Origin of the sequence: Paracoccus sp. NBH48, assembly GCF_015390265.1 — a bacterium.
Taxonomy (GTDB): Bacteria; Pseudomonadota; Alphaproteobacteria; order Rhodobacterales; family Rhodobacteraceae; genus Paracoccus; species Paracoccus marcusii.
This window is the reverse complement of sequence record NZ_VUOJ01000010.1, coordinates 19,226-40,997: the sequence shown is the minus strand read 5'-3', so window position 1 is coordinate 40,997 and position 21,772 is coordinate 19,226. Positions and strand designations below refer to the sequence as shown.

Below are 21,772 nucleotides of genomic sequence, written 5' to 3'. Positions count from 1 at the left end.
GCCCCACCGGGCGGCCTTTTTCCTTGTCATCCATACAGCTTTGCGAGCCCGATCCTCGAAAGCGCGGACGATGCGGGACATCGCCTCGTGGAAGACGACGCCGATCAGGCGTTGCAGGATCGCGTTCTTGAATTCGAAATCGACGAAGAACTCGACATGACAGCCCCCTTCCGGGCGATCCTTAAAGGACCAGCCGCTGCGCATGTACTTGAACGGGCCGTCCAGATATTCCGTGTCAATCTTCCAGACGCCGTCCTGTTCGGGCCACAGGACGACCCGGCTTCCAAAGCGTTCGCGAAAGACCTTGAAGCTGATCACCAGATCGGCGGCGATCTCCTCCGCGCCGTCGGGGCGGGTGGTGCGCGTCCGGATGCGGGCCGCGCTGTTCCAGGGCAGGAACTGCGGATAGCTTTCGATGTCGGCCACCAGATCGTACATCTGGCGGGCACTGTAGGGAAGGTTGCGGCTGTCGCGGTGGTTCGGCACGGGCTATCGCTCTTGAGTTTCGTCGCGGCGTCTGTTTCGATTCGGCACCGATTTAACAGGCAGGACGCGCGATGAACATGATATGGCTGCTGCGTGCGGCAAAATGGGCGCGCAACCCTCCCAGTGCCAAGATGGTCAAGCTGGTGATCGCCGTGATCGCGATCGGGCTTGCGCTGCTGGCTTTGGAAAAGCTGGGCTGGTGGCCGGACTGGGCCACGCAGGACCAACGCCCGCACCGCCTGCCCCGCTGACGGTCAGTCGCGATCGCGAATGGCGACCGGACGGGGCTTGGGCGCACCCAATGCCAAGGTGATGGCGAAAGCGGTCAGAAGGCCCGCGAAAGTCAGAATCAGGGTCATCATTTCCTCCGGTCTGTTTGGTGTCGGGATCACAGGGCCCCGGCACCAAACGTGTTACATTGTCTCATGTCGCCCGAGTCGAACCCGCGCATCAGCCATTCCTGACGCTGCGCCGCGCTGCCGTGGGTGAAGCTGTCGGGCATGGGGGTCCGGCCCGCACTGGCCTGGATCACGTCATCGCCGACGGCCTCTGCTGCGCGCATCGCCTCGTCCATATCGCCAACGTCCAGGGTGCCGAAACGTTCCTGCGCCTGGCGCGCCCAGATGCCGGCATAGCAGTCGGCCTGCAGCTCGGTTGCGACGGACAACTGGTTGGCCTGCGTTTCCGAAAGGCCCGGCTGCTGCGCGGCGCCAAGGGTGCCGGTCAGGTTCTGGACGTGATGCCCCACCTCGTGTGCGATGACATAGGCTGCGGCGAAATCGCCCCCTGCACCCATGCGGTCCGCCATCATGTCGAAAAAGTCGGTGTCCAGATAGACGCGCTGATCTCCGGGGCAGTAGAACGGACCCATGGCCGACGACGCACCACCGCAGGCCGACTGCACCACGCCGCTGAACAGGACCAGGGGTCGGATCCTGATAGGCGACGCCCGTCTGCTGCTGCAGCACGGGCTGCCAGACCTCTTCGGTGTCGGCCAGAACCACGCTGACGAATTCGCCCCATTCCTGGTCGCGCTGGCTCAGTTCGGTGGGCTGCCCGCCGCCCTGATCCAGGCCTTGGACCAGCGGCGTCACGTCGATCCCGAAGAAATAGCCGACCGCCAGCACCACCAGCGTGCCCGCCACGCCCAATCCGCCGACCCCGGCACGGCCCATGCCCCGCCGATCCTCGACATTTCCGCTGCCCCGTCGTCCGCGCCACTGCATGCCCTGGTCCCCCTGCTGGCTGTCGCCCCGAACGCCCCGCCCCGCCGGGGGTTCCCGCCAACCATCACAGCGCCGCGACGGGCGTGCAAGGCGCTTGACGCGACGGTCCTGCGGGGGGATGCACGGGGCACGCGACAAAGGGGCGGACATGCTGCGCAGGCTATACGACTGGACCATGGGGCTGGCGTCGCATCGCCACGCGAACGCGTCGCTGTTCACGGTCAGCTTCATCGAAAGTTCGGTGTTTCCGATCCCGCCCGACGTGCTGATGATCCCGATGGTGCTGGCGCAGCGGGCGCGGGCCTGGGCCATTGCCTTCATCGCCACGGCGGGGTCGGTTCTGGGCGCGCTGCTGGGATACGCGATCGGCGCGATCCTGATGGACAGCCTCGGCATGTGGGTTCTGACCATGTACGGCAAGGAGGCCGCGTTCGACGACCTGGCCGCGCGCTTTGCCGAGTTCGGCGGTTGGGCGGTGCTGGTCGCGGCGCTGACGCCCTTTCCGTTCAAGGTCATCACCATCTTTTCCGGCGCCGTGGGCTTTTCGTTGCCCCTGTTCGTGCTGACCAGCATCATCGGCCGCGCGGGGCGGTTCTATGTCGTGGCCGGGCTGCTATGGCGGTTCGGGCCGCCGATTCGCGATTTCATCGAACGTCGGCTTGGGCTGATGTTCTCCATCTTCATGGCCTGCCTGATCGGCGGCTTTGCGGCGGTGAGGTACCTGTGACGGGCATCAGGCTTTCCCTTCTGGCGGGCGCGGGGTCCGCGCTGCTGCTGATCGCGGCGCTTGGATTCCAGGCGGCGGGCTATGCCCCGTGCGAGCTGTGCATCCTGCAGCGCTGGCCACATGTGGCGGCGGCGGGCATCGCGGCGCTGATCTGGCTGACCGGCCGGGTGCGGGCGCTGGCGGTTCTGGGGATGATCGCCGCGGGTGCGGCGATGGGGCTTGCGATCTATCACGTCGGGGTCGAGATGACCTGGTGGGCCGGACCGGCGCATTGTTCGGGCGGCGTGGGCGATCTGTCGCGGATGACCACGCAGGACCTTATGACCCGCCTGCAATCCGCCCCCGTGGTCCGCTGCGACGAGATCGCATGGCAGTTCATGGGCGTGTCGATGGCGGGCTGGAACGCGATCCTGTCGGCGGGTCTGGCGGGCCTGTGGGCAGTGGCCGCGCGCAAGGGCGCCTGAGACCCCCGCAAGGCGTGATTTCCTGACCTTGGGGGCGGGGCGCGATTGCCCCCTGCGGCAGGCTCGGCTATACCGAACCCCAACTAGATGTTGAGGAATACCCGTGGCCGACACCCCAGAAGACGATCTGCCCGAAACCCCCGAAGACGGTGCCGCGGGCCGCGTCGTGATGCATCACGACGGCCCCATGATCGACATCAGCGCCGAGATGCGGACCTCGTATCTGGACTATGCCATGTCGGTGATCGTCAGCCGGGCGATCCCCGACCTGCGCGACGGCCTGAAGCCGGTTCACCGCCGCATCCTCTATGCGATGGACGAAAGCGGCAACACCGCCGACAAGCCCTATCGCAAGTCCGCGCGGTCCGTGGGCGACGTGATGGGCAAGTATCACCCCCATGGCGACAGTGCGATCTATGACGCGCTGGTGCGGATGGCGCAGACGTTCTCGATGTCGCTGCCACTGCTGGACGGTCAGGGCAACTTCGGGTCGATGGACGGCGATCCGGCCGCGGCCATGCGCTATACCGAAGTGCGGATGGACAAGCCCGCCAACTTCCTGCTGATGGATATCGACAAGGACACCGTCGATTTCCAAGACAACTATGACGGCAAGGACCGCGAGCCCACCGTCCTTCCGGCGCGGTTTCCGAACATGCTGGTCAACGGTGCGGGCGGCATCGCCGTCGGCATGGCGACCAACATCCCGCCGCACAACCTGGGCGAGGTCATCGACGCCACGCTGGAGCTGATCGCCGATCCCGACCTGCCCACCGAGCGCCTGCTGGAAATCATCCCGGGCCCCGACTTTCCCACGGGCGCCACGATCCTGGGCCGGTCCGGGGCGCGCAAGGCCTATCTGGAAGGTCGCGGCAGCGTCATGATCCGCGCCAAGACCCATATCGAGGAACCGCGCAAGGACCGCTTTGCCATCGTCATCGACGAGATCCCGTATCAGGTGAACAAATCGACCCTGATCGAGCGGATTGCCGAACTGGCCAAGGAGAAGAAGGTCGAGGGCATCGCCACCGTCCAGGACGAATCCGACCGCCACGGCGTGCGCGTCGTGGTAGAACTGAAGCGCGACGCGACCCCCGACGTGGTGCTGAACCAGCTGTTCCGCTTCACCCAGCTGCAGACGACCTTCGGCTGCAACATGCTGGCGCTGAACGGCGGCAAGCCCGAACAGTTGGCGCTGCGCGACTTCCTGACCCATTTCATCACCTTCCGCGAGGAGGTCGTCGCCCGCCGCACTGCCTACGAGCTGCGCCGCGCACGCGAACGCAGCCATGTGCTGTGCGGCCTGGCCGTCGCGGTCAGCAATGTCGACGAGGTCGTGGCCACCATCCGCGGCAGCGCCGATGCAGCCGAGGCCCGCGAGAAGCTGATGGAGCGGCGCTGGCCCGCCCATGACATCGTCGAATATCTGCGCCTAATCGACGATCCGCTGCATCCGGTGAACGAAGACGGGACCTACAACCTGTCCGAGACCCAGGCCCGCGCCATCCTGGAGCTGCGCCTGCAGCGTCTGACCCAGCTGGGCGTCAAGGAGATCACGGACGAGCTGCAGTCGCTGGCCGACAGCATCCGCGACTATCTGGCGATCCTGGCGTCGCGCGAACGGATCATGGCGATCATCGCGGACGAGCTGCGCGAGGTCCGCAATCTGTTCGCCGTGCCGCGCCGCACCGAGATCGTCGATTGGTCCGGCGACATGATGGACGAGGACCTGATCGAGCGCGAGGACATGGTCGTCACAATCACCTCTGGCGGCTACATCAAGCGGACCGCGCTGGCCGAATTCCGCGCGCAGCGGCGCGGCGGCAAGGGTCTGTCCAGCATGGCCACCAAGGAAGACGACGTGGTCACCACGCTGTTCGTGGCCAACACGCATACCGAGCTGCTGTTCTTCACCACCGACGGCATGGTCTATCGGATGAAAACCTGGCGTCTGCCGCTGGCGGGGCCGCACCTCCAAGGGCAAGGCGATGGTCAACATCCTGCCCATCGGCGCGGGCGTCAGCATCGCGGCGCTGCTGCCGATGGATGCGCCGGAGACGGAATGGGACAACTATCAGGTGGTCTTTGCCACGGATGACGGCGACGTGCGTCGCAACGCGCTGTCCGATTTCGGCAGCGTGCGCGCGAACGGCAAGATCGCGATGAAGCTGCCCGAGGGCGTCACGTTGGTGAACGTGCGGATGGCGACCGAGCAGGACGACGTGATGCTGGTCACCGCACAAGGCCGGGCGATCCGCTTTCCGACCACGGCGGTGCGGGTCTTCAAGGGCCGCGATTCCACCGGCGTCCGGGGCATCCGTCTGGCCGAGGGCGACAAGGTCGTCAGCATGTCGGTCATCCGCCATTTCGAGGCGGACCCGTCCGAACGCGTGGCCTATCTGAAGATGCGCCGTGCGGTTGCCGGTGCGTTGGACGACGGAGCCGAAGCGGACGAGGATGACGACACCCCCGAGGGCACCGTCACCCAGGAACGCTACATCGAGATGTCGGCGGCCGAGGATCTGATCCTGACCATCACCGCCAAGGGATCGGGCAAGATCAGCAGCAGCCACGACTATCCGGTCCGTGGCCGTGGGGGCCAGGGCGTGATGGCGATGGACCGCGCCATGCGGGGCGGCCCGCTAGTCGCCAGCTTCCCGGTCGAAAGCTTTGACCAGATCATGCTGGCGACATCGACCGGACAGTCGATCCGGGTTCCGGTGCAGGGCATCAGCTTCCGCTCGCGCAGCGCTGGTGGGGTGCGGGTCTTCAACACCGCCGCCGGAGAGGTCGTCGTCTCGGTCGCGCGGATTGCCGAACAGGGCGACGCGGTCGACCTGGACGAGGGCGATCCCGGCCAGACGCGCCCGCGCAGGACTGACATCATCGACCCGACCCCGGCCGCCGGGGTCGGGTTTTTCCGATCCGCAGGGGCGTCATTTGGAACCATTCGAACGAGACCGTGCTGAGAGAGCGCCTGCAGACCGGGTTTCTGGGGCTGATCGCATTCTCGCTGCTGATGTTCATGCTGGTACAGGCCAAGTTCATCCTGATCTCTCTGGCGATCGCGATCATCCTGTTCTCGCTGACCTCGGATGCGATCCATGCTATCTCGACCCGCCTTCGGGTGCCGAACTGGTTGGCGACCACGCTGGCGCTGATCGGGATCGCGCTTGGGCTGCTGTGGGTGTCGACCACCATCGTCGCACAGGTGAACGAGGTGGTGTTCCTGGCGATCAGCTATGCCGAACGGGCGCAGGCCGCCCTACCCGCACTGACCGAGCGTCTTGGCCCCGAGGCGCAGGAACGCATCATCACGGCGCTGACCAACTTCAACATCACCGGCTGGATCCGTTCGCTGGCGGGACAGGCTTCCGGGCTGCTGTCGGGCAGCGTGCTGGTGATCCTGTTCGTGGGATTCATGTTCGCCGAACAGGTGTGGTTTCCGCTGAAGATCGAGCGTCTGGCCAACGACGCGGACCATGCGCGCCAGATCCGCCGCATCATCGCGTCCATCATGCACCGCGTGAACCGCTATCTGGTGGTCAAGACCGGGGTCAGCGCGGTCACGGCCTCGATCGTCTGGCTGATCTTCTGGACGATGGGGCTGGAGCTGGCCACCGCGGTGGCCCTGCTGACCTTCGTCCTGAACTTCATCCCGTCGGTCGGGTCGATCATCGCGACGCTGATTGCGGTCCTTCTGGCCTTCGTGCTGACCGGCGACCCGACGGCCACGGTGATCGTGGGCGTGCTGTGCGCGGTCACGCAGTTCCTGATCGGGAACATCATCGATCCGATGCTGCTGGGCCAGACGCTGCGGCTGTCCAGTTTCGGCATCATCCTGTCGCTTGCCTTCTGGGGGGCGATCTGGGGGGTGCCGGGGATGTTCCTGGCGGTTCCGATCATGGTCGCGCTGATGATCATCTGCGCCCATATCCCCTGGCTGCGGGGCGTTGCAGTGATGCTGTCGCGCGAAGGGTTGCCCGACGACGGTGACAACGACGTCCAATCCGACCGGATGGCGGCCTGATCCGGGCATGCGGCGCCTGGCCCCATGCCCCGAAGGGTCGATCAGCGGCTGTCGCCGTCGTCCGGCAGGCCCGGCGCCTCATCGGCGTCATCGCGGGCCAGTTCGGGGCTGACGGTCGTGGGCGCCGTCAGGGCACCCGGCTGCGCATTCCGCGACGCGGGCCCGTGCGACTGACCGGGCAGCGCCTCGGGGTTGCGCAGCCAGATGTCGCGTTGGGCAAAGGGGATCTCGATCCCCTCCGCGCCAAAGCGCTGGACGATGGAATGCAGCAGGTCCGACGTCACGCCCAGCCCCGTGCCGACATCTGCAAGGATCGCCCGGATCTCGAAGTTCAGAGCATCTGCCCCAAGGCCCCGGAACAGGATCGCCGGTGCCGGGTCGATGGAGACCAACGGGTGATCCTCGACGATCTCGCGCAGGACATTCTCGACCTTCTTCGTATCGCTGCCATAGGCAACGCCGACGGGGATGATGATCCGGCCGACCTTGTTGTGACGCGTCCAGTTGGTCACTGGCTGGCTGATCAGGTCGCTGTTCGGGACGATCACCTCGGTCTTGTCGAAGGTCTCGACCAAGGTGGCGCGGACCGAGATCTTCTTGACGATGCCCTGCTGGCCGCCGGCGCTGATCCAATCGCCGACGCTGACCGGACGTTCGATCAGCAGGATGATCCCGCTGACGAAGTTCGACACGATGTTCTGCAGGCCGAAACCGATACCGACCGACAGCGCACCCGCGACGATCGCAAAGGACGACATGTCGATCCCCGCCGAGGTGATGGCCAACAGCGGCCGCCAGGAAGATCCCGACATAGCCCAGGCCCGACACCACGGCATTCTGTCCGCCCGCATCCAGCCGCGTCTTGGGCAGGATGGAGGTGCGCAGCATCCCCTGCACCCCGCGCGTCAGCGCATAGCCGATGGCGAAGATGATCAGGAAGGTCAGGATCGCGCCCGGCGACAGGTTCACCCCGCCCAAGCTGATGCCTTGGCGGAACCGGACCCAGTATTCGGCAAGCTCGGCGCCGGACGACCCCCAGATGATCAGGAAGATCGGGATCGACGCCAGGACCAGGCCGAACCCGGTCAGCAGCGGGGCCAGCCCCTCGCGTGCGCCTTCGGCCCCGCGCTGCATCATGTTGAACAGGTCGGCGGTGAAGTCCTGCAGCAGGATCAGCAGCCCCACCAGCGCCAGCGAGAATAGCCACGGCCAGACCAGAAGGTTGCCAAGGTTGACGAAACCGGCCGCCGTCAGCAGCACCGCGATCGGCGCGATGATGCGCGTCAGGCGACCCGCCCAGGCCGCGATCCAGTGGCGATAGGACAGGTCCTGCGTCACGGCATCGCGCGTCAGCCGCCGCAGGATGTTGCCAAGCCGGAACATCGCAAGCGCGGCCAGCACGATCAGCACCAGGTGCCAGACACCGGCCGAGGCCTCTCCGAACTGGACGGGGACACGGCCGACCTGCGCCTCGCCCTGTTCATATAGGCCCGACAGCGGCAGCATGGCGCGCGACAGGATGTGGTGGATGGCCATCAGCAGGGCCAGCGTCTGAACCATGCGACCTGCCGAGACGCGAGCCTCCTCGGTCATCTGCAGCGAGGTATAGGCGATGGCGGTGCGCGGGAACAGCGCACGGGCCATCCAGATCCCGCCGAACAGGATCACCGCCGCCACCGGCAGCGCATTCAGGAAGGGCGTCGTCCAGGGTCCGGGCAGACCGGTGGCCTGGATGGCGCTGATGCCCAGATAGACGCCCGCCATCGGCACGGCGATCTGGCCCAGAGACACGACAAAGGCCAGCACGGCCTTGGAATATTCCGACGCCCGGCTGGACAGGCGGGTGGGCAGCGCCACGATCCATGCCCGGCCATAGGTCAGGATCAGCAGCGCCGCGATCAGGTATCCCGCGACATAGGGCAGCCGGGGACGCAGGTCGGCCCAGATTTCAGGCGTGGCGTCTTGGCCCGACACTTCTCCTCCGACGCCCTCCAGCAGCGCAAGGCCGTCCGTCGCCGCCGCGGCCCACGATGCGGGCAGCACCGGCGACGGCGTCTGCTTGGCCAGTTCCAGCGCCTGACGTTGCCGCACGATCTCGTCGATCTGGCCGATGATGGAGTTGGCGCGGCTGGTGGCCTCGGTCGCGGCGATGCGGGGGGCCTGGGCGGTGGACAGCTGCTGATTCAGCTCGGTCCGCCGGTTTGCGACCTCCTCGTCCTCGGTCGCGCCTTCTGCGGGCGCGGGGCCAAGGGCCTCGATCTGGTTGCGCAGGGTGGCGATGCGGTCGCCGTTGGCGTTCTGACCCTCCTGCAACCGATCCCGCCAGTCGACGATCCGCGCCCGCGTGCGGGCCAGCTCCTCGTTGGTGGCCTGGGGGTTCGCGGTCAGCGACTCGGCGCGTTCGGCGACCTGGTTCCAGGTGTCGTAGTTTACGGATTGGGCGATGGCGGGCGCGGCTGTCAGGGCCAGCAGCGCCACCAGGAACGTTGCAATCAGATGTCGCATGAAACCTTTCAGTCTTCGTATACCTGCGGCAGATCCGGCGCCGGACGGGTCAGCCATTCCGGTACGGGAAGGCCCTTGGCGCGCAGAAAGTCGGGGTTGAACAGCTTTGTCTGATAGCGGGTTCCCGTAATCGCACAGGATGGTGACGATCGTATGGCCCGGCCCCATCTCGCGCGCCATGCGGATGGCGCCCGCGATGTTGATGCCGGACGATCCGCCCAGGCACAGACCCTCGTCCTTCAGCAGGTCAAAGACGATGGGCAGCGCTTCCTCGTCGGAGATGCGCCAGCTGTAATCGGGGGTGAACCCCTCCAGGTTGGCCGTGATGCGGCCCTGGCCGATGCCTTCGGTGATCGAACTGCCGGGGCTGTCGAACTCTCCGGTGGTGTAGAACGAATGCAGGGCCGCGCCTTCGGGATCGGCAAGGCCGATCTTGACGCCCTTGTGCTGCAGCGCGTCCGCGACGCCCGCCAGCGTGCCGCCGGAGCCCACCGCGCAGATGAACCCGTCGACCTTGCCGTCGGTTTGGTCCCAGATCTCGGGTCCGGTCGTCTCGACATGGGCCTGGCGGTTGGCCACGTTGTCGAACTGGTTGGCCCAGATGGCCCCGTTCGGCTCGGTGCGCGCCAACGCTTCGGCCAGACGGCCGGAATATCGGACATAGTTGTTGGGGTTCTTGTAGGGGGCAGCCGGAACCTCGACCAGGGTCGCACCGGCCAGCCGCAGCATGTCCTTCTTTTCTTGGCTTTGGGTCTCGGGGATGACGATCACCGACTTGAACCCCATCGATGCGCCGACCAGCGCCAGGCCGATGCCGGTATTGCCGGCCGTCCCCTCGACGATGGTGCCGCCGGGGCGCAGCGCGCCGCGCGCGACCGCATCCTTGATGATGTACAGCGCCGCGCGGTCCTTGACCGACTGGCCGGGATTCATGAATTCGGCCTTGCCGAGGATCTCGCAGCCGGTCTCCTCGCTGGCGCGGTTCAGGCGGATCAACGGGGTGTTGCCGATCGCGTCGGCCAGATCAGAATAGATTCGCATGGCGATCGACCCTTTGTTCACAGGTGCAGGACTTTCCATTTACCTATACGCCCCCGGGTTGGAGGGGCAACCCCGCCCTGCCCCTCAGACCTGCGCCCGCAGCCGGTCCTGCCGCGCGTCCAGCCACAGGGACAGGGTGGCCAGCGGCCCATTGGCGATCTGTCCCCGCATCCACCAGCGCGGACAGCGTTTCGCGGTCCATCAGGTGGCCGCGAATATCCTCCGCCTCGGAATCCAGCCCGTGGACACCGGCGCAGCCGTCCGGCAAGTCCGCGATGCCGATATAGTGATACAGAAACTCGCACAGCGCGCCGGGGCTGGGATAGGCGTTGAAGGCCGGGATCAGCCGTGTGACCTGCAGCCCCGCTTCCTCCTGCGCCTCGCGCACGATCGCGGCCTCGGGGGTCTCACCGGCGTCCACGCGACCGGCGACCGGCTCCAGCAGCCATGGCTGCGGATCGCCGCGAAGGGCGGGGGCCATGCGGAACTGCTCGATCACCAGGACGCGGTCGCGGACCGGGTCCCAAGGCAGCATGACGGCAGCATCGCCCGACAGGAACGCCTCGCGGGTCATGGGGGCGGTCTGGCCGCCCTGATGCAGGGCATGGGTCAGCACCTGCCGTTCGACCCCGAAGAACCCCAGGAACGGCTTACTGCGCCGCTGAATACGCAACGCATCCGCGGGACGCTGCGGGACGATCCCCTGCCCCGACGGCGCCGATGCGCGGGCACGCAGCCGGCTGCCCGCCCAGATCCCCATCATCGGCAGCCGCCATGCCAACAGGTCCGCCTCCGTCCCGCTGGGTGCCTGCAGGATCTGGACCGCGATTTCGGCGGCGATCGCGTCACGGTCGACGATCGGCGCGTGATCCGCGGCGGGTCCGGGTCCGATGCCCATGACCTGCATCCCGCCCACCTCCTGCACCGTCAGGCCCATCACCGCGGCATAGCGGTCCAGCTGCGGCGTCGGCTGTATGGCCATCCCCGGAATTGTCCTCGGCGCAGGCAGTAGCGCAGGCCAGCCGTCAAGCACGACCCCCGCCCGGTGGCCGCCGGTCAGGACGCCCGGCACCTCGACCAGCGTTCCTTCTAGGCCCAGTACCGCGCCCAGCTGCGGCTGCACCAATGCCCCGACGACGACGATCACAGCTGTTGGCCCTGACCGCGTAGGGCCGCGGCCATGCCCATGTCATATGAGGTCTGCCCGAAAACCCGGTCGAACCCCGCAAACAGCAGCTGCGACAGCGCCTGCCCCTCGGCCGATGCGGCGTGCTGGGCATAATCCGCAAGTTCGGCGTCGCTCAGCGGGCCATAGGCCAGCATCAGGAAACCCTGAAGCCAGACCGTCGCCTCGGCCTCGATCTGGTCGCGCTGCGCCCAGGCATCGGCCATCAGCTGCTGCTGATCCGGGGCCATGTCGAACCCGCCCCCATCGGCATAGCCGCGGGAAAAGGCGATGGCCGCGTTCAGGCCACCCGCGACATTCGGCGCGATCAGGTCCGCGCCGTCGATCAGCTGGACGATCTGTTCCGCACGCGGATCACCGTTGCGCAGGGCGCGGGCAAAGTCCGCCCGTGCCTGATCCTCCACCCCGTCCTCCAGCAGGGCGCGCCGCGCGGACCCCTCCAGGCGGATGACCCGCTGGCCCAAGCCGGACCCGTGAAAGGCCAGTGCCCGATCCACCAGCTGTGGGTCCATGCGCGCAGCGGCGTCCGCGGACGCCCGCCCGGAACAGCGCCTCCATCCGCGGGGTGTCGTGGATTCGCGCTACGACACGGGCCCACGGCAGGCCGCCCCCGGCGATCAGCCCCTCGCCCTCCATCCGGGCGGCCTCGGTCACGGCCTCCTCCTGCAGGATCGGCATCAGCGCGGCCAGGTCCAGGGTGCACCACATGCGGTCGGCCGAGTCCTGCTGCATCTGCACCAGATGGACGTCCGCGGGCGGCGGCACCGCCGGAGCGGGAGGTGCCAGAACGGCAAGCAATCCCAGAATGGTCAGCATGTCCCGCACCTTTCGCGAAAAATTTCGACGGTCGGGATTTTTTCGTCCAAACCCTCTTGCGCTTCAACCCCCACCCCTCTAATTCCGCGTCACCACACCAAGAAGCGCGGAGAGGTGCCGGAGTGGTCGAACGGGGCGGTCTCGAAAACCGTTGAGCCTGCAAGGGTTCCGTGGGTTCGAATCCCACCCTCTCCGCCATTTTCCATCAGTTCAATTGTGATGGCCGATGTGGCATTTCTCAACAGAATAGTGCCAATGTCCCATTTTGGGGCCATGCTGTCGTGATGTCGGAAATGATGCATGGTGGCCCGTGAGAGATTCGAACTCCCGACCGGCCCGGTGTAAACGGGACGCTCTACCACTGAGCTAACGGGCCACGCTCGCCGCGCATAAAACCGATTTGGGTACCGCTTGGCAAGGGCAGATCAGACATCATCCATGTGGCGCATGACGGTTTCTGCACCGTTGCGGATCACGTGGATGCCGCCTTGGTGAATCACCCCATGGGCCAGATGAGCGGGGGCTTGGCCCAAGGCAAGGCAGCGCAGCATGCGCAGGGTGATGCCGTGGGTCACGATCAGCGTGGGGCCGGTCAGGTCCATCAGGAATGCCCGGCACCGTACCTCCAGTGCAGCGAACCCTTCGCCGCCCGGGCAGCGGTCGTACCACGCCAAGTCGCCACCGCGGAACAGGTCGGGATGGCGGCGGCGCAGATCGCGCTCCAGGTGCCCCGCAAATTCACCCACGCAGATTTCGGAGAGGCGCGCATCATGCCGGAACCTGTCGCCAAACACGATCCGCGCGGTCTGGTCAGCCCGTCCAAGCGGGCTGGAGACGCGAAAGCCGTCGATCCCGCGCGTCAGATGCGCCAGCCATCCGGCCTGACGTATCCCGCGGTCGGACAAGGGGGAATCGCCGCGGCCCTGCAGGCGCCCTTCGACGTTCCAGAGCGTCTCGCCATGGCGCATCAGATACAGATCGGGAAGTGGAGCGGGTGAAGGGAATCGAACCCTCGTCGTAAGCTTGGGAAGCTTCTGCTCTACCATTGAGCTACACCCGCATCGTTCGTCCGGATAGCGGCTGGCCACAGTCCAGTCAAGCCTCAGCGCAGGCCCATGTCCGCCAAGGCGGCAGCGATGGCGGGGGGCAAGGCCTCCTCCAGCGCGCGGCCTGCGGGCAGGTCCGGTGGCGCATCCGCAGCGGCCAGATAACGCCAGCCCTGGAACGGACGGCGCGGAACGGCCGCAACCCGAACCAGGTCGCGGTCCAGCACGATGCCGCAGCGCTGGATGCCGTCGGCACCCTCGACCCGTTCCAGGGTCAGGATGCGCTGGCGGGCCATCATGACGCCCTTGAAGACCCAGAAGATCGACCCGCCTTCCAGCAGCTCCGCCTCGCGCTTGGGCCACATGCGCGTGACGTGACGCGCCGGGCCGGACCCGAACCGGGTCTGCCACGCAGCCAGCTCATCGGGGCCTTCGGCACCCACGCACAGTTTCATCAGGTGAAGGCTTGTCGTCATGGCGATCACCTAGTCGCGCCCGACCCGTCCATCAAGCCCCGAACGCAAAAGGGCCGCATCCGAAGATGCGGCCCCTGCGCGGTCAGTGGACCGAAATCACAGCTCGTCCAGCGCCTCGACGGCCTTTTCCAGCTCTGCCTTGGTCACGGTCTTTTCCTCGACCTTGGCCTTTTCGGCAATCAGGTCGACGACCTTGTCCTCGAAGATCGGGGGCGCGCAGCTGCTGCTGGGCCGCCTGGTTCTGCTGGATGAACTCGAAGAACTGACGCTCCTGGCCCGGATACTGACGGGCGGCGCGCAGCACAGCTTGGGTCATCTCCTGGTCGGTCACGGTCACCTCGGCCTTCTGGCCGATCTCGGCAGCAGCAGGCCAAGACGCACGCGGCGCTCGGCCAGGGTCTTGTGCTCTTCGGTCGGCTCGATGGCATCGTGGTTGTGGCCCTGAACCTCGGGTTCTCCTCGTGCCACAGCTGGTGCGCGATCTGGGCGGCCTCGGCCTCGACCAGCGACTTGGGCAGGTCGAATTTGACCGCCGCATCCAGCTGGTCCAGCAGCGAACGCTTCATGATGGCGCGGGCGGCGCCGGCATACTCGGCCTCCAGACGCTCGGTGATCTGCTTCTTCAGACCGTCCAGGTCGTCGGCGCCGAACTTCTTGGCCAGCTCGTCGTCGATCTCGGCCTCTTTCGGGGCCTTGACCGCCTTGACCGTGCATTCGAAGGTGGCGTCCTTGCCGGCCAGGTGCGGTGCGCCGTATTCCTCGGGGAACTTCACTTCGACCTTGACCTCGTCACCGGCCTTCACACCGACCAGCTGATCCTCGAAGCCGGGGATGAAGCTGTTCGAACCCAGGACCAGCGGATAGTCCTCGACCGCGCCGCCCTCGAAGGCCTCGCCGTCGACGAAACCCTTGAAGTCGATGGTGACCTGGTCACCGTCCTTGGCCTTGGAGCCTTTCTTGCGGTCCTCGAAGGACTGCGACGACTTGGCCAGGTTCTCCAGCGCCTCGGTGACGGCCGCGTCTTCGGCGGGCACGGTCAGCTTTTCCAGCGACAGCGCGGTCAGGTCGACCTCGGGGATCGCGGGCAGCGTCTCGTAGGTCACGTTGACCACGACGTCGTTGCCCTCTTTCCAGGTTTCGCCGTTCTCCATCTCGACCTTGGGCTGGGCGGCGGGGCGGTCGCCCGACTTCTCCAGGTGGTCCTTCAGCGCGCCGTCGATGGCGTCCTGCATGGCCTCGCCCAGGATGCGCGGGCCGAACTGCTTCTTCAGCATCGCCATGGGCACCTTGCCCTTGCGAAAGCCCTTCATCTCGACTTCCGGCTGAGCTTCTTTCAGCTTGGCGTCGACGGCTTTGGCCAGGTCTGCTGCGGGCAGCGTGAACTGATACCCGCGCTGAAGACCGTCGTTCTGCGTTTCCTTGACCTGCATCATCGTCCTCATAGAAAGAAGGGCCACCGATCCGGCGGCCTGAAAATTTGAGCCGTTCTAGTCGCCGTGCCGCTGGCCTGCAAGCAGATTGCGGTCACCGGGCGCTGGAACATCCCCGCCGCCGCGCTATGCTGCGTCCAACCGACAGGAGTCCCCATGACCGCCACCGACATGCAAGAACCGCGCCTGACATCCTTGGCCCATGGCGGCGGCTGCGGCTGCAAGATCGCACCGGGCGTCCTGTCGAACCTGCTGCGAGGCAGCGCCGCCCTGCCCGTCCCCCCCGAACTGCTGGTGGGGATCGAGACGTCGGACGATGCGGCCGTCTACAAGCTGAACGACCGGCAGGCGCTGGTGGCGACGACCGACTTCTTCATGCCCGTGGTGGACGATCCGCATGATTTCGGCCGCATTGCGGCGACCAAACGCGATCAGCGACGTCTATGCGATGGGCGCGACGCCCATCCTGGCGCTGGCGGTGGTGGGCATGCCGATCAACGCGATCTCTCATGCGACGATCGCGGCGATCCTGGATGGCGGCGCTTCGATCTGCCGCGAGGCGGGCATCCCCATCGCCGGCGGCCACACCATCGATTCGGTCGAGCCGATCTATGGCTTGGTGGCATTGGGCCTGATCGACCCTGCCCTGCTGAAGCGCAATGCCGAGGCACAACCGGGCGATCTGTTGGTGCTGGGCAAGCCACTGGGTGTCGGGGTCATGTCGGCGGCGCTGAAGAAGGGTCAACTGGATGACCAGGGCTATGCCCGCATGATCGAGGTCACGACCAAGCTGAACCGCCCCGGCCCGGACCTTGCCGCCATCGAGGGCGTGCATGCGATGACCGATGTCACCGGCTTTGGTCTGGGCGGCCACGGGTTGGAGATGGCGCGCGGATCGGGCTGCGATCTGATGATCGACTGGTCCGCCCGTGCCGCGCCTGCCGGGCATCGACGCGCTGATCGCGGCGGGCCATGTCACCGGCGCCTCGGGCCGCAATTGGGCCAGCTATGGCGCGGGCGTGGCCCTGCCGCAGGGCTTCAGCGATGCCGAACGCGCGCTGCTGACTGATCCGCAGACCAGCGGCGGGCTGATGGTCGCTTGCGCGCCGGACGCGCTGGAGGCGGTGCAGGCGGCCTTTGCGCGTCACGGTTTCGCGGATGCCGCCGTCATCGGCGAGGTCGGGCCCGCACAGCGACGCACCCCGCGTCATTCTGCGCTAAAAGCGCAGGCCGACGCTGATCGCGGCCCCTTCGGAGCCGATGCCAAAGCTGGCCGCGCCGAAGCTGATCCCGATCAGCGCACCGGCCAGCGCCTGATCGGCCGTATGTTCGCCCGCCTGCACACGGCTGAAAGCGGTCAGCCCTGCGGCGCCATAGGCGGCGGCGCCAAGGGCGGGATCGTCCTCCCAGCACTTGCCGGCCAGATCCGCGGCCCCGAACCCGGCGGCGGCGGAATGCCCCGACGGGGAAACCCCGCCCCTCTCCGGTCGGACGGGTGCCCAGGGGCGATCCGTCGAACACCGCCTTGAGGCCCAGCACCACCGCCGCCTGCAGGGCACCGCGCACGGCGAAATCCTCCAGCCGATCCTGATCGGCCGCGCAGACGGCGGCCGCCAGCGGCAGCGCATATTCATCGTGGTCCCGAACCGTTCCAGCCCGTCAGCACCCGCAGGCACGGCCAGCATGCAGGTCAGCCCGACAATCGCCGCGCGCATGGCCCTAGCGCTGCAGGGTCTGGAGGTAATCCGCCAGCGCGACCAACCGCGCCGGCGTGGCGACCGCGCTGTCCCGAGCCGTCGTCATACATGACGACCGGCCCCTCGCGCAGGACCTCAAAGATCGGCATGTGCGATTCGCTGCGTCCCATCGTGTATCCGACAAGCTGGCCCATCACGCGGGTCTTGGGGAAGACGCCCCCATCCTGCGCGGCCAGCATGGTCAGGTCTGCGGGTGCGGGCACCATGCCCACGGCGGCGGGGCCCGTTGCCCCGCCCGCCCGGCCCGTGACAGCTTGCACAGTAATCCGCGTAATCGCGCGCCGCGCCCGTCGGTTGCGCCTCGGGCGCGCAGGCGGCGACCAGCCCCGCCAGCGCCAATCCCGCCGCCCCTGCCATCATCACTGCCCGCATCGTCCGTGCCCCCGTCGGTTGTCGTTTTGTCCAGCATGCACCCGCGCACGGGGCGGTGCAACGATCAGGCGGCGGTCAGACGCACCACGCGGTCCATCCGTGCCGCCAGGGCATGGTTATGCGTGGCGATCAGCGCCGACAGGCCGGTATCGCGCACCAGCCCCATCAGCACGTCAAAGACCCTGTCCGACGTCTCGGGGTCCAGGTTGCCCGTGGGTTCGTCCGCCAGAAGCAGCGCGGGCTGGTTCGCCAGCGCCCGGCAGAAGGCCACGCGCTGCTGCTCTCCGCCCGACATCTGCGCGGGGCGGTGATCCGCGCGATGCGCCAGGCCGACGCGGTTCAGCAGATCGGCGGCCTGCGCCTGCGGCGTCGCGGGGGGCTGTGCCATTGGCCAGCTGTGGCAGGACGATGTTCTCGGCCGCGCTGAATTCGGGCAGCAGGTGGTGGAACTGATAGACAAAGCCCAGCTCTTGCCGCCGCGCTTCGGTCCGCGCGCGGTCCGGCAGGCCGGTCATGTCGCGCCCCCGCCAGCCAGACGCGGCCCGCATCGGGTGTGTCCAACAGTCCCGCGATATGCAGCAACGTCGATTTCCCCGCCCCCGACGGGGCGACCAGCGCCACGACCTCTCCGCGCGCGACGGTCAGGTCCAGCCTGTCCAGCACCGTCACAGGCGCGGGACCGTCCTTGGCATAGGTCTTGCCCACGCCCTCCAGCCGCAACACGTCACTCATAGCGCAGGGCCTCCACCGGGTTCATACGCGCGGCGCGGCGCGCGGGAAAGATCGTCACGACGAAGGACAGCGTCAGCGACAGAGCCACCGCGCGGAAGATGTCCCAGGCCCGCAGGTCGGCGGGCAGACGATAGATGCCGCGTACCTCGGGCTGCCACGCGCCACCCCCGGTCAGCGCGTTCAGGGCCGCCATGATGTTGTCCACGTTCAGCGCCAGGGCCACGCCCAGGATCACCCCCGCGATCGTGCCGATGATCCCGGTGAAGGCACCGCACAGGAAGAAGACCCGCAGGATCGACCCTTCGGTCAGACCCATCGTGCGCAGGATGCCGATGTCGCGGCCCTTGTTCTTGACCAGCATGATCAACCCGCTGGTGATGTTCATCGACGCGATCAGGACCAGCACCGACAGGATCACGAACATCACGTCGTCCTCCATGTCCAGCGCGGACAGGAACGACCCGGAACTGTCGCGCCAGGACCAGGTCTGCGCGCCCTCTCCGGCGGCGCGCATCAGGGGCAGCGTCCAGTCATCCCACGCGTTCGGGGTCGTCGACGAAGACCTCGATCTCGTCCGCGACACCCTCGCGGTTGAAATAGGACTGCGCCTCGGCAAGGGGCATGTAGACCCGCGTGCGGTCGATGTCATAGCGCCCGGCGCTGAAGATATAGGTCACCTCATAGGCGTTCACCCGCGGGGTCGTGCCCATGGCGGTGCGCGCACCCTCCGGCGCGATCAGGCGGATGCGGTCGCCCACCCCCACGCCCAGTTCGCGCGCGATGCCCGACCCGATGGCGATGCCCTGATCGAACCGGGCAAGGTCACCCTCGGATGTGGCGGGGTCGACGATCCGGGGCATCGCCTCCAGGTCGGCCCGCGTGACGCCGAAGACCTCGGCCACGTTGGAGGAATCGTTGGCGCTGGCCATCACCTGGCCCTTGATGATCGCCGCGGTGCGGGTGACGCCCGGAACCTCGGCCAGCCTGGCGGCCATGGCCTCATAGTCGGCGATCCGACCGGGCACGACATAGACGTCGTCGGTGAACTCGTTGGTGATGGTTTGCGGCGCCATGTAGACAGTCGTGTGCGCGTTCGCGCCCAGGATCGTGTCCACGAACTCGGCCCGGAAGCCCGCGCGGACGGCCAGCGTGGCGATCAGCGCCATGACGCCCAGGGCGATGCCGATCAGGCTGATCCAGGTCATGACGCTGGACGCCGCCCTCGGCGCGCCGCGCCCGCAGGTACCGCCAGGCGATCATGAATTCGAAACGCGAAAAGCCTATCGCCATGGTCCAAGCCCCTGAATTTCCGCCCGGACCCTGCCCCCGCTGACCCTGAAATTCAACCCGACAAAGGCGTGAATGCCTTGCATTCGTGCTAATACCCACCTTGCGACGCCCGCGCCCCGGTGCGACATGAGGGGCATGGCAAAAGCGACAACAGCCTTCACCTGCACCGCCTGCGGCGCCGCCCACAAGAAATGGGCCGGGCGCTGCGACGCCTGTGGCGCCTGGAACACCATCATCGAGGAAGCGCCCCTGTCCCAGGGCCCCGGCCGGGGACTGGGCGCGGCCAAGGGTCGGGCCGTGCCCCTGTCGGGCCTGTCGACCAGCGAACCGCCCCCGCCCCGCTTCCTGTCGGGCATCGACGAGCTGGACCGCGTGCTGGGCGGTGGCCTGGTTCCCGGCTCGGCCCTGCTGGTCGGCGGCGATCCGGGCATCGGCAAGTCGACGATCTTGCTGCAGGCAGCCGCGGCGTTTTCGCGTGCGAACTATCAGGCGATCTATTTCTCGGGTGAGGAGGCGAGCGCACAGGTGCGGATGCGCGCCGTGCGCCTTGGGCTGGCCGAGGCACCGATGCGCCTGGGGGGCCGAGACGAACCTCAGGAACATCCTGACCACGCTGGACGCCGAACGCCCCGACGTGGCGGTGATCGATTCGATCCAGACCCTGTGGTCCGACACCGTCGAGGCCGCGCCGGGCAGCGTGGCCCAGGTCCGCGCCGCCGCCCACGAGCTTGTGACATTCGCCAAAAGCCGCGGCGTTGCGGTGATCCTGGTGGGGCATGTCACCAAGGACGGCCAGATCGCGGGCCCCCGCGTGGTCGAGCACATGGTCGATTGCGTCCTGTATTTCGAAGGCGAACGCGGCCACCAGTTCCGCATCTTGCGCAGCGTCAAGAACCGCTTCGGCCCGTCCGGAGAGATCGGCGTGTTCGAGATGACCGGCAGCGGGCCTGGCCGAGGTCACGAACCCGTCTGCGCTGTTCCTGTCGGAACGCGGTCAGCCCATCGCCGGCAGCGCGGTCTTTGCGGGCATCGAGGGCACCCGCCCGGTCCTGACAGAGGTTCAGGCGCTGGTGGCGCCATCGACGCTTGCCAGCCCCCGGCGCACCGTCGTGGCCTGGACAGCGGCCCGCGTCAGCACGATCCTGGCGGTCCTTGAGGCACGCTGCGGGATACCCTTCGCGGGGCTGGACGTGTTTCCTGAACGTCGCGGGCGGCATGAAGGTTGCGGAACCCGCGGCAGACCTGGCCATCGCCGGCGCGCTTCTGTCAGCGCGTGAAGACAACGCCCTGCCTCCGGAGGCCGTGCTTTTCGGCGAAATCAGCCTGTCGGGGGCGTTGCGCCCCGTGTCGCAGACCGAAAACAGGTTGAAGGAGGCGCAGAAACTTGGTTTTTCACAGGCTATCCTGCCCGACGCCTCCAAGGTCGAGGGCCAGTCGGGGATGGCCCTTCGGCGCATCACCGATCTGACCGCATTTGTGGGCGAGGTCTTCGGCGCCGGCTGAACCGCCTGATACTGAACGACAACCGGCGCAAGGGGCGGTTTTATGGACGGATTTACGATCATTGATGCGGTGGTGGCGGCTGTCATCATCCTGTCGGCCATCCTGGCGTGGTCGCGCGGTTTCGTGCGCGAATCGCTAGCGATCCTGGGCTGGATCGGGGCGGCCGTACTGGCCTTCCTGTTCGCGCCGACGGTGCGGCCGATGGTGGCGCAGCTGCCGGTGCTGGACCGCTTCATGGGCGACAGCTGCGAGCTGGCGACGATCGCGGGCTTTGCCGTCGTCTTCGCGCTGGCGCTGGTGATCTTCTCGATCATCACGCCGTTGTTCTCCTCGGTCGTGCAACGCTCGGCCCTGGGTGGCGTGGACCAGGGGATGGGCTTCCTGTTCGGGCGTGGCGCGCGGCATCCTGCTGGTCGCCATCACCTTCATTGTCTATGACCGCGTGATGACCACGCAGGACGTCCCGATGGTCGAGAATTCGCGTTCGGCCCAGGTCTTCGAGCGTATGCGCGGCCAGATGGACGACCAGATCCCCGCCGACGCGCCGGGCTGGATCGTGACCCGCTATGAACAGATGGTCATGGGCTGCACCGCCACCGGCACCCCCGTCACGACCGAAGCGCCCGCCGCGAACTGATCCGCCATGACAGGCAGGTGACGAAAAAGCGCCCCTGCGGAACCGCGG

Annotated in this window: 13 protein-coding genes, 3 tRNA genes and 11 pseudogenes; 9 read left to right on the top strand and 18 right to left on the bottom strand. The window is 67.0% G+C overall.

Features of this window, described 5'->3' with window-relative positions; genetic code table 11:
• Positions 1–42: 42 nt before the first annotated feature.
• Positions 43–486, bottom strand: a pseudogene (locus F1642_RS13740) (type II toxin-antitoxin system RatA family toxin); the annotation flags it as partial.
• A gap of 71 nt (positions 487–557) precedes the next feature.
• On the opposite strand from F1642_RS13740, the gene F1642_RS13735 reads away from it, so the two are divergent.
• Positions 558–737: a hypothetical protein gene (locus tag F1642_RS13735; RefSeq protein ID WP_127898487.1), complete on the top strand. Its 180-nt coding sequence runs from the start codon at positions 558–560 to the stop codon at positions 735–737.
• 137 nt (positions 738–874) lie between these two features.
• Here F1642_RS13735 and F1642_RS16610 read toward each other — a convergent pair whose 3' ends face one another.
• Together F1642_RS16610 and F1642_RS16605 are read right to left on the bottom strand one after the other, a co-directional pair.
• Positions 875–1,357, bottom strand: coding sequence for a neutral zinc metallopeptidase (locus F1642_RS16610; protein WP_370582879.1), 483 nt, complete (start codon positions 1,355–1,357; stop codon positions 875–877).
• A 115-nt stretch (positions 1,358–1,472) separates the two neighbouring features.
• Positions 1,473–1,661: pseudogene (locus tag F1642_RS16605) on the bottom strand (neutral zinc metallopeptidase); the annotation flags it as partial.
• A 199-nt stretch (positions 1,662–1,860) separates the two neighbouring features.
• On the opposite strand from F1642_RS16605, the gene F1642_RS13725 reads away from it, so the two are divergent.
• From F1642_RS13725 to F1642_RS13710, 4 genes and pseudogenes are all read left to right on the top strand, one after another.
• The gene (locus F1642_RS13725) at positions 1,861–2,439 is read left to right on the top strand and encodes a YqaA family protein (protein ID WP_045999183.1); all 579 of its coding nucleotides are present in this window, start codon (positions 1,861–1,863) and stop codon (positions 2,437–2,439) included.
• A complete protein-coding gene (locus F1642_RS13720) occupies positions 2,436–2,903 on the top strand; it encodes a disulfide bond formation protein B (RefSeq protein WP_282029447.1) in 468 nt (155 codons plus the stop codon). Before F1642_RS13725 ends, F1642_RS13720 begins: the two co-directional genes overlap by 4 nt.
• A gap of 169 nt (positions 2,904–3,072) precedes the next feature.
• Positions 3,073–5,872 (top strand): annotated as a pseudogene (gyrA, locus tag F1642_RS13715) (DNA gyrase subunit A).
• Positions 5,866–6,933 (top strand): AI-2E family transporter, encoded by a 1,068-nt coding sequence (locus F1642_RS13710; protein ID WP_370582878.1) that lies wholly within the window; start codon positions 5,866–5,868, stop codon positions 6,931–6,933. Before gyrA ends, F1642_RS13710 begins: the two are co-directional and overlap by 7 nt.
• Positions 6,934–6,974: 41 nt before the next feature.
• Here F1642_RS13710 and F1642_RS16050 read toward each other — a convergent pair whose 3' ends face one another.
• The 6 genes and pseudogenes from F1642_RS16050 to F1642_RS13685 all read right to left on the bottom strand — a co-directional run bounded on the left by F1642_RS16050 (position 6,975) and on the right by F1642_RS13685 (position 12,481).
• Positions 6,975–7,691, bottom strand: coding sequence for a mechanosensitive ion channel family protein (locus F1642_RS16050; RefSeq protein ID WP_255522460.1), 717 nt, complete (start codon positions 7,689–7,691; stop codon positions 6,975–6,977).
• Positions 7,692–8,964: 1,273 nt separating this feature from the next.
• Positions 8,965–9,438 (bottom strand): annotated as a pseudogene (locus F1642_RS16045) (DUF3772 domain-containing protein); the annotation flags it as partial.
• Between the two features lie 8 nt (positions 9,439–9,446).
• A pseudogene (locus F1642_RS13700) lies at positions 9,447–10,479 on the bottom strand (cysteine synthase A).
• A 43-nt stretch (positions 10,480–10,522) separates the two neighbouring features.
• The gene (locus tag F1642_RS16600; protein WP_194886472.1) at positions 10,523–11,626 is read right to left on the bottom strand and encodes an NUDIX domain-containing protein; all 1,104 of its coding nucleotides are present in this window, start codon (positions 11,624–11,626) and stop codon (positions 10,523–10,525) included.
• Positions 11,623–12,129, bottom strand: a complete 507-nt coding sequence (locus F1642_RS13690; RefSeq protein ID WP_194886471.1) for a hypothetical protein — start codon at positions 12,127–12,129, stop codon at positions 11,623–11,625. Before F1642_RS13690 ends, F1642_RS16600 begins: the two co-directional genes overlap by 4 nt.
• Positions 12,020–12,481 (bottom strand): hypothetical protein, encoded by a 462-nt coding sequence (locus F1642_RS13685; protein ID WP_194886470.1) that lies wholly within the window; start codon positions 12,479–12,481, stop codon positions 12,020–12,022. The genes F1642_RS13690 and F1642_RS13685 overlap by 110 nt, the downstream gene beginning before the upstream one ends.
• Positions 12,482–12,589: 108 nt before the next feature.
• On the opposite strand from F1642_RS13685, the gene F1642_RS13680 reads away from it, so the two are divergent.
• Positions 12,590–12,679, top strand: a tRNA-Ser gene (locus F1642_RS13680).
• Positions 12,680–12,782: 103 nt separating this feature from the next.
• On the opposite strand, the gene F1642_RS13675 is transcribed toward F1642_RS13680, so the two are convergent.
• From F1642_RS13675 to tig, 5 genes and pseudogenes are all read right to left on the bottom strand, one after another.
• Positions 12,783–12,857, bottom strand: a tRNA-Val gene (locus F1642_RS13675).
• Positions 12,858–12,906: 49 nt separating this feature from the next.
• On the bottom strand, positions 12,907–13,449 hold the full coding sequence (locus F1642_RS13670) for a histidine phosphatase family protein (RefSeq protein ID WP_194886469.1): 543 nt from the start codon (positions 13,447–13,449) through the stop codon (positions 12,907–12,909).
• A gap of 18 nt (positions 13,450–13,467) precedes the next feature.
• Positions 13,468–13,541 (bottom strand) — tRNA-Gly (locus tag F1642_RS13665).
• Between the two features lie 42 nt (positions 13,542–13,583).
• Positions 13,584–14,003, bottom strand: coding sequence for a DUF1489 family protein (locus tag F1642_RS13660; RefSeq protein WP_045980796.1), 420 nt, complete (start codon positions 14,001–14,003; stop codon positions 13,584–13,586).
• A 96-nt stretch (positions 14,004–14,099) separates the two neighbouring features.
• Positions 14,100–15,433: pseudogene (tig, locus tag F1642_RS13655) on the bottom strand (trigger factor).
• 156 nt (positions 15,434–15,589) lie between these two features.
• Between tig and selD the strand changes: the two are divergent.
• A pseudogene (selD, locus tag F1642_RS13650) lies at positions 15,590–16,626 on the top strand (selenide, water dikinase SelD); the annotation flags it as partial.
• A 24-nt stretch (positions 16,627–16,650) separates the two neighbouring features.
• Here selD and F1642_RS13645 read toward each other — a convergent pair.
• From F1642_RS13645 to F1642_RS13630, 4 genes and pseudogenes are all read right to left on the bottom strand, one after another.
• Positions 16,651–17,061: a phosphatase PAP2 family protein gene (locus F1642_RS13645; protein ID WP_255522458.1), complete on the bottom strand. Its 411-nt coding sequence runs from the start codon at positions 17,059–17,061 to the stop codon at positions 16,651–16,653.
• A 62-nt stretch (positions 17,062–17,123) separates the two neighbouring features.
• Positions 17,124–17,450: a hypothetical protein gene (locus F1642_RS13640; RefSeq protein ID WP_194886468.1), complete on the bottom strand. Its 327-nt coding sequence runs from the start codon at positions 17,448–17,450 to the stop codon at positions 17,124–17,126.
• A 176-nt stretch (positions 17,451–17,626) separates the two neighbouring features.
• A pseudogene (locus tag F1642_RS13635) lies at positions 17,627–18,294 on the bottom strand (ABC transporter ATP-binding protein).
• Positions 18,287–19,584 (bottom strand): annotated as a pseudogene (locus F1642_RS13630) (lipoprotein-releasing ABC transporter permease subunit). The pseudogenes F1642_RS13635 and F1642_RS13630 overlap by 8 nt, the downstream one beginning before the upstream one ends.
• Positions 19,585–19,719: 135 nt before the next feature.
• Between F1642_RS13630 and radA the strand changes: the two are divergent.
• Both radA and F1642_RS13620 read left to right on the top strand, forming a co-directional pair.
• Positions 19,720–21,087 (top strand): annotated as a pseudogene (gene radA, locus F1642_RS13625) (DNA repair protein RadA).
• Positions 21,088–21,129: 42 nt separating this feature from the next.
• Positions 21,130–21,724, top strand: a pseudogene (locus F1642_RS13620) (CvpA family protein).
• Positions 21,725–21,772: the final 48 nt, after the last annotated feature.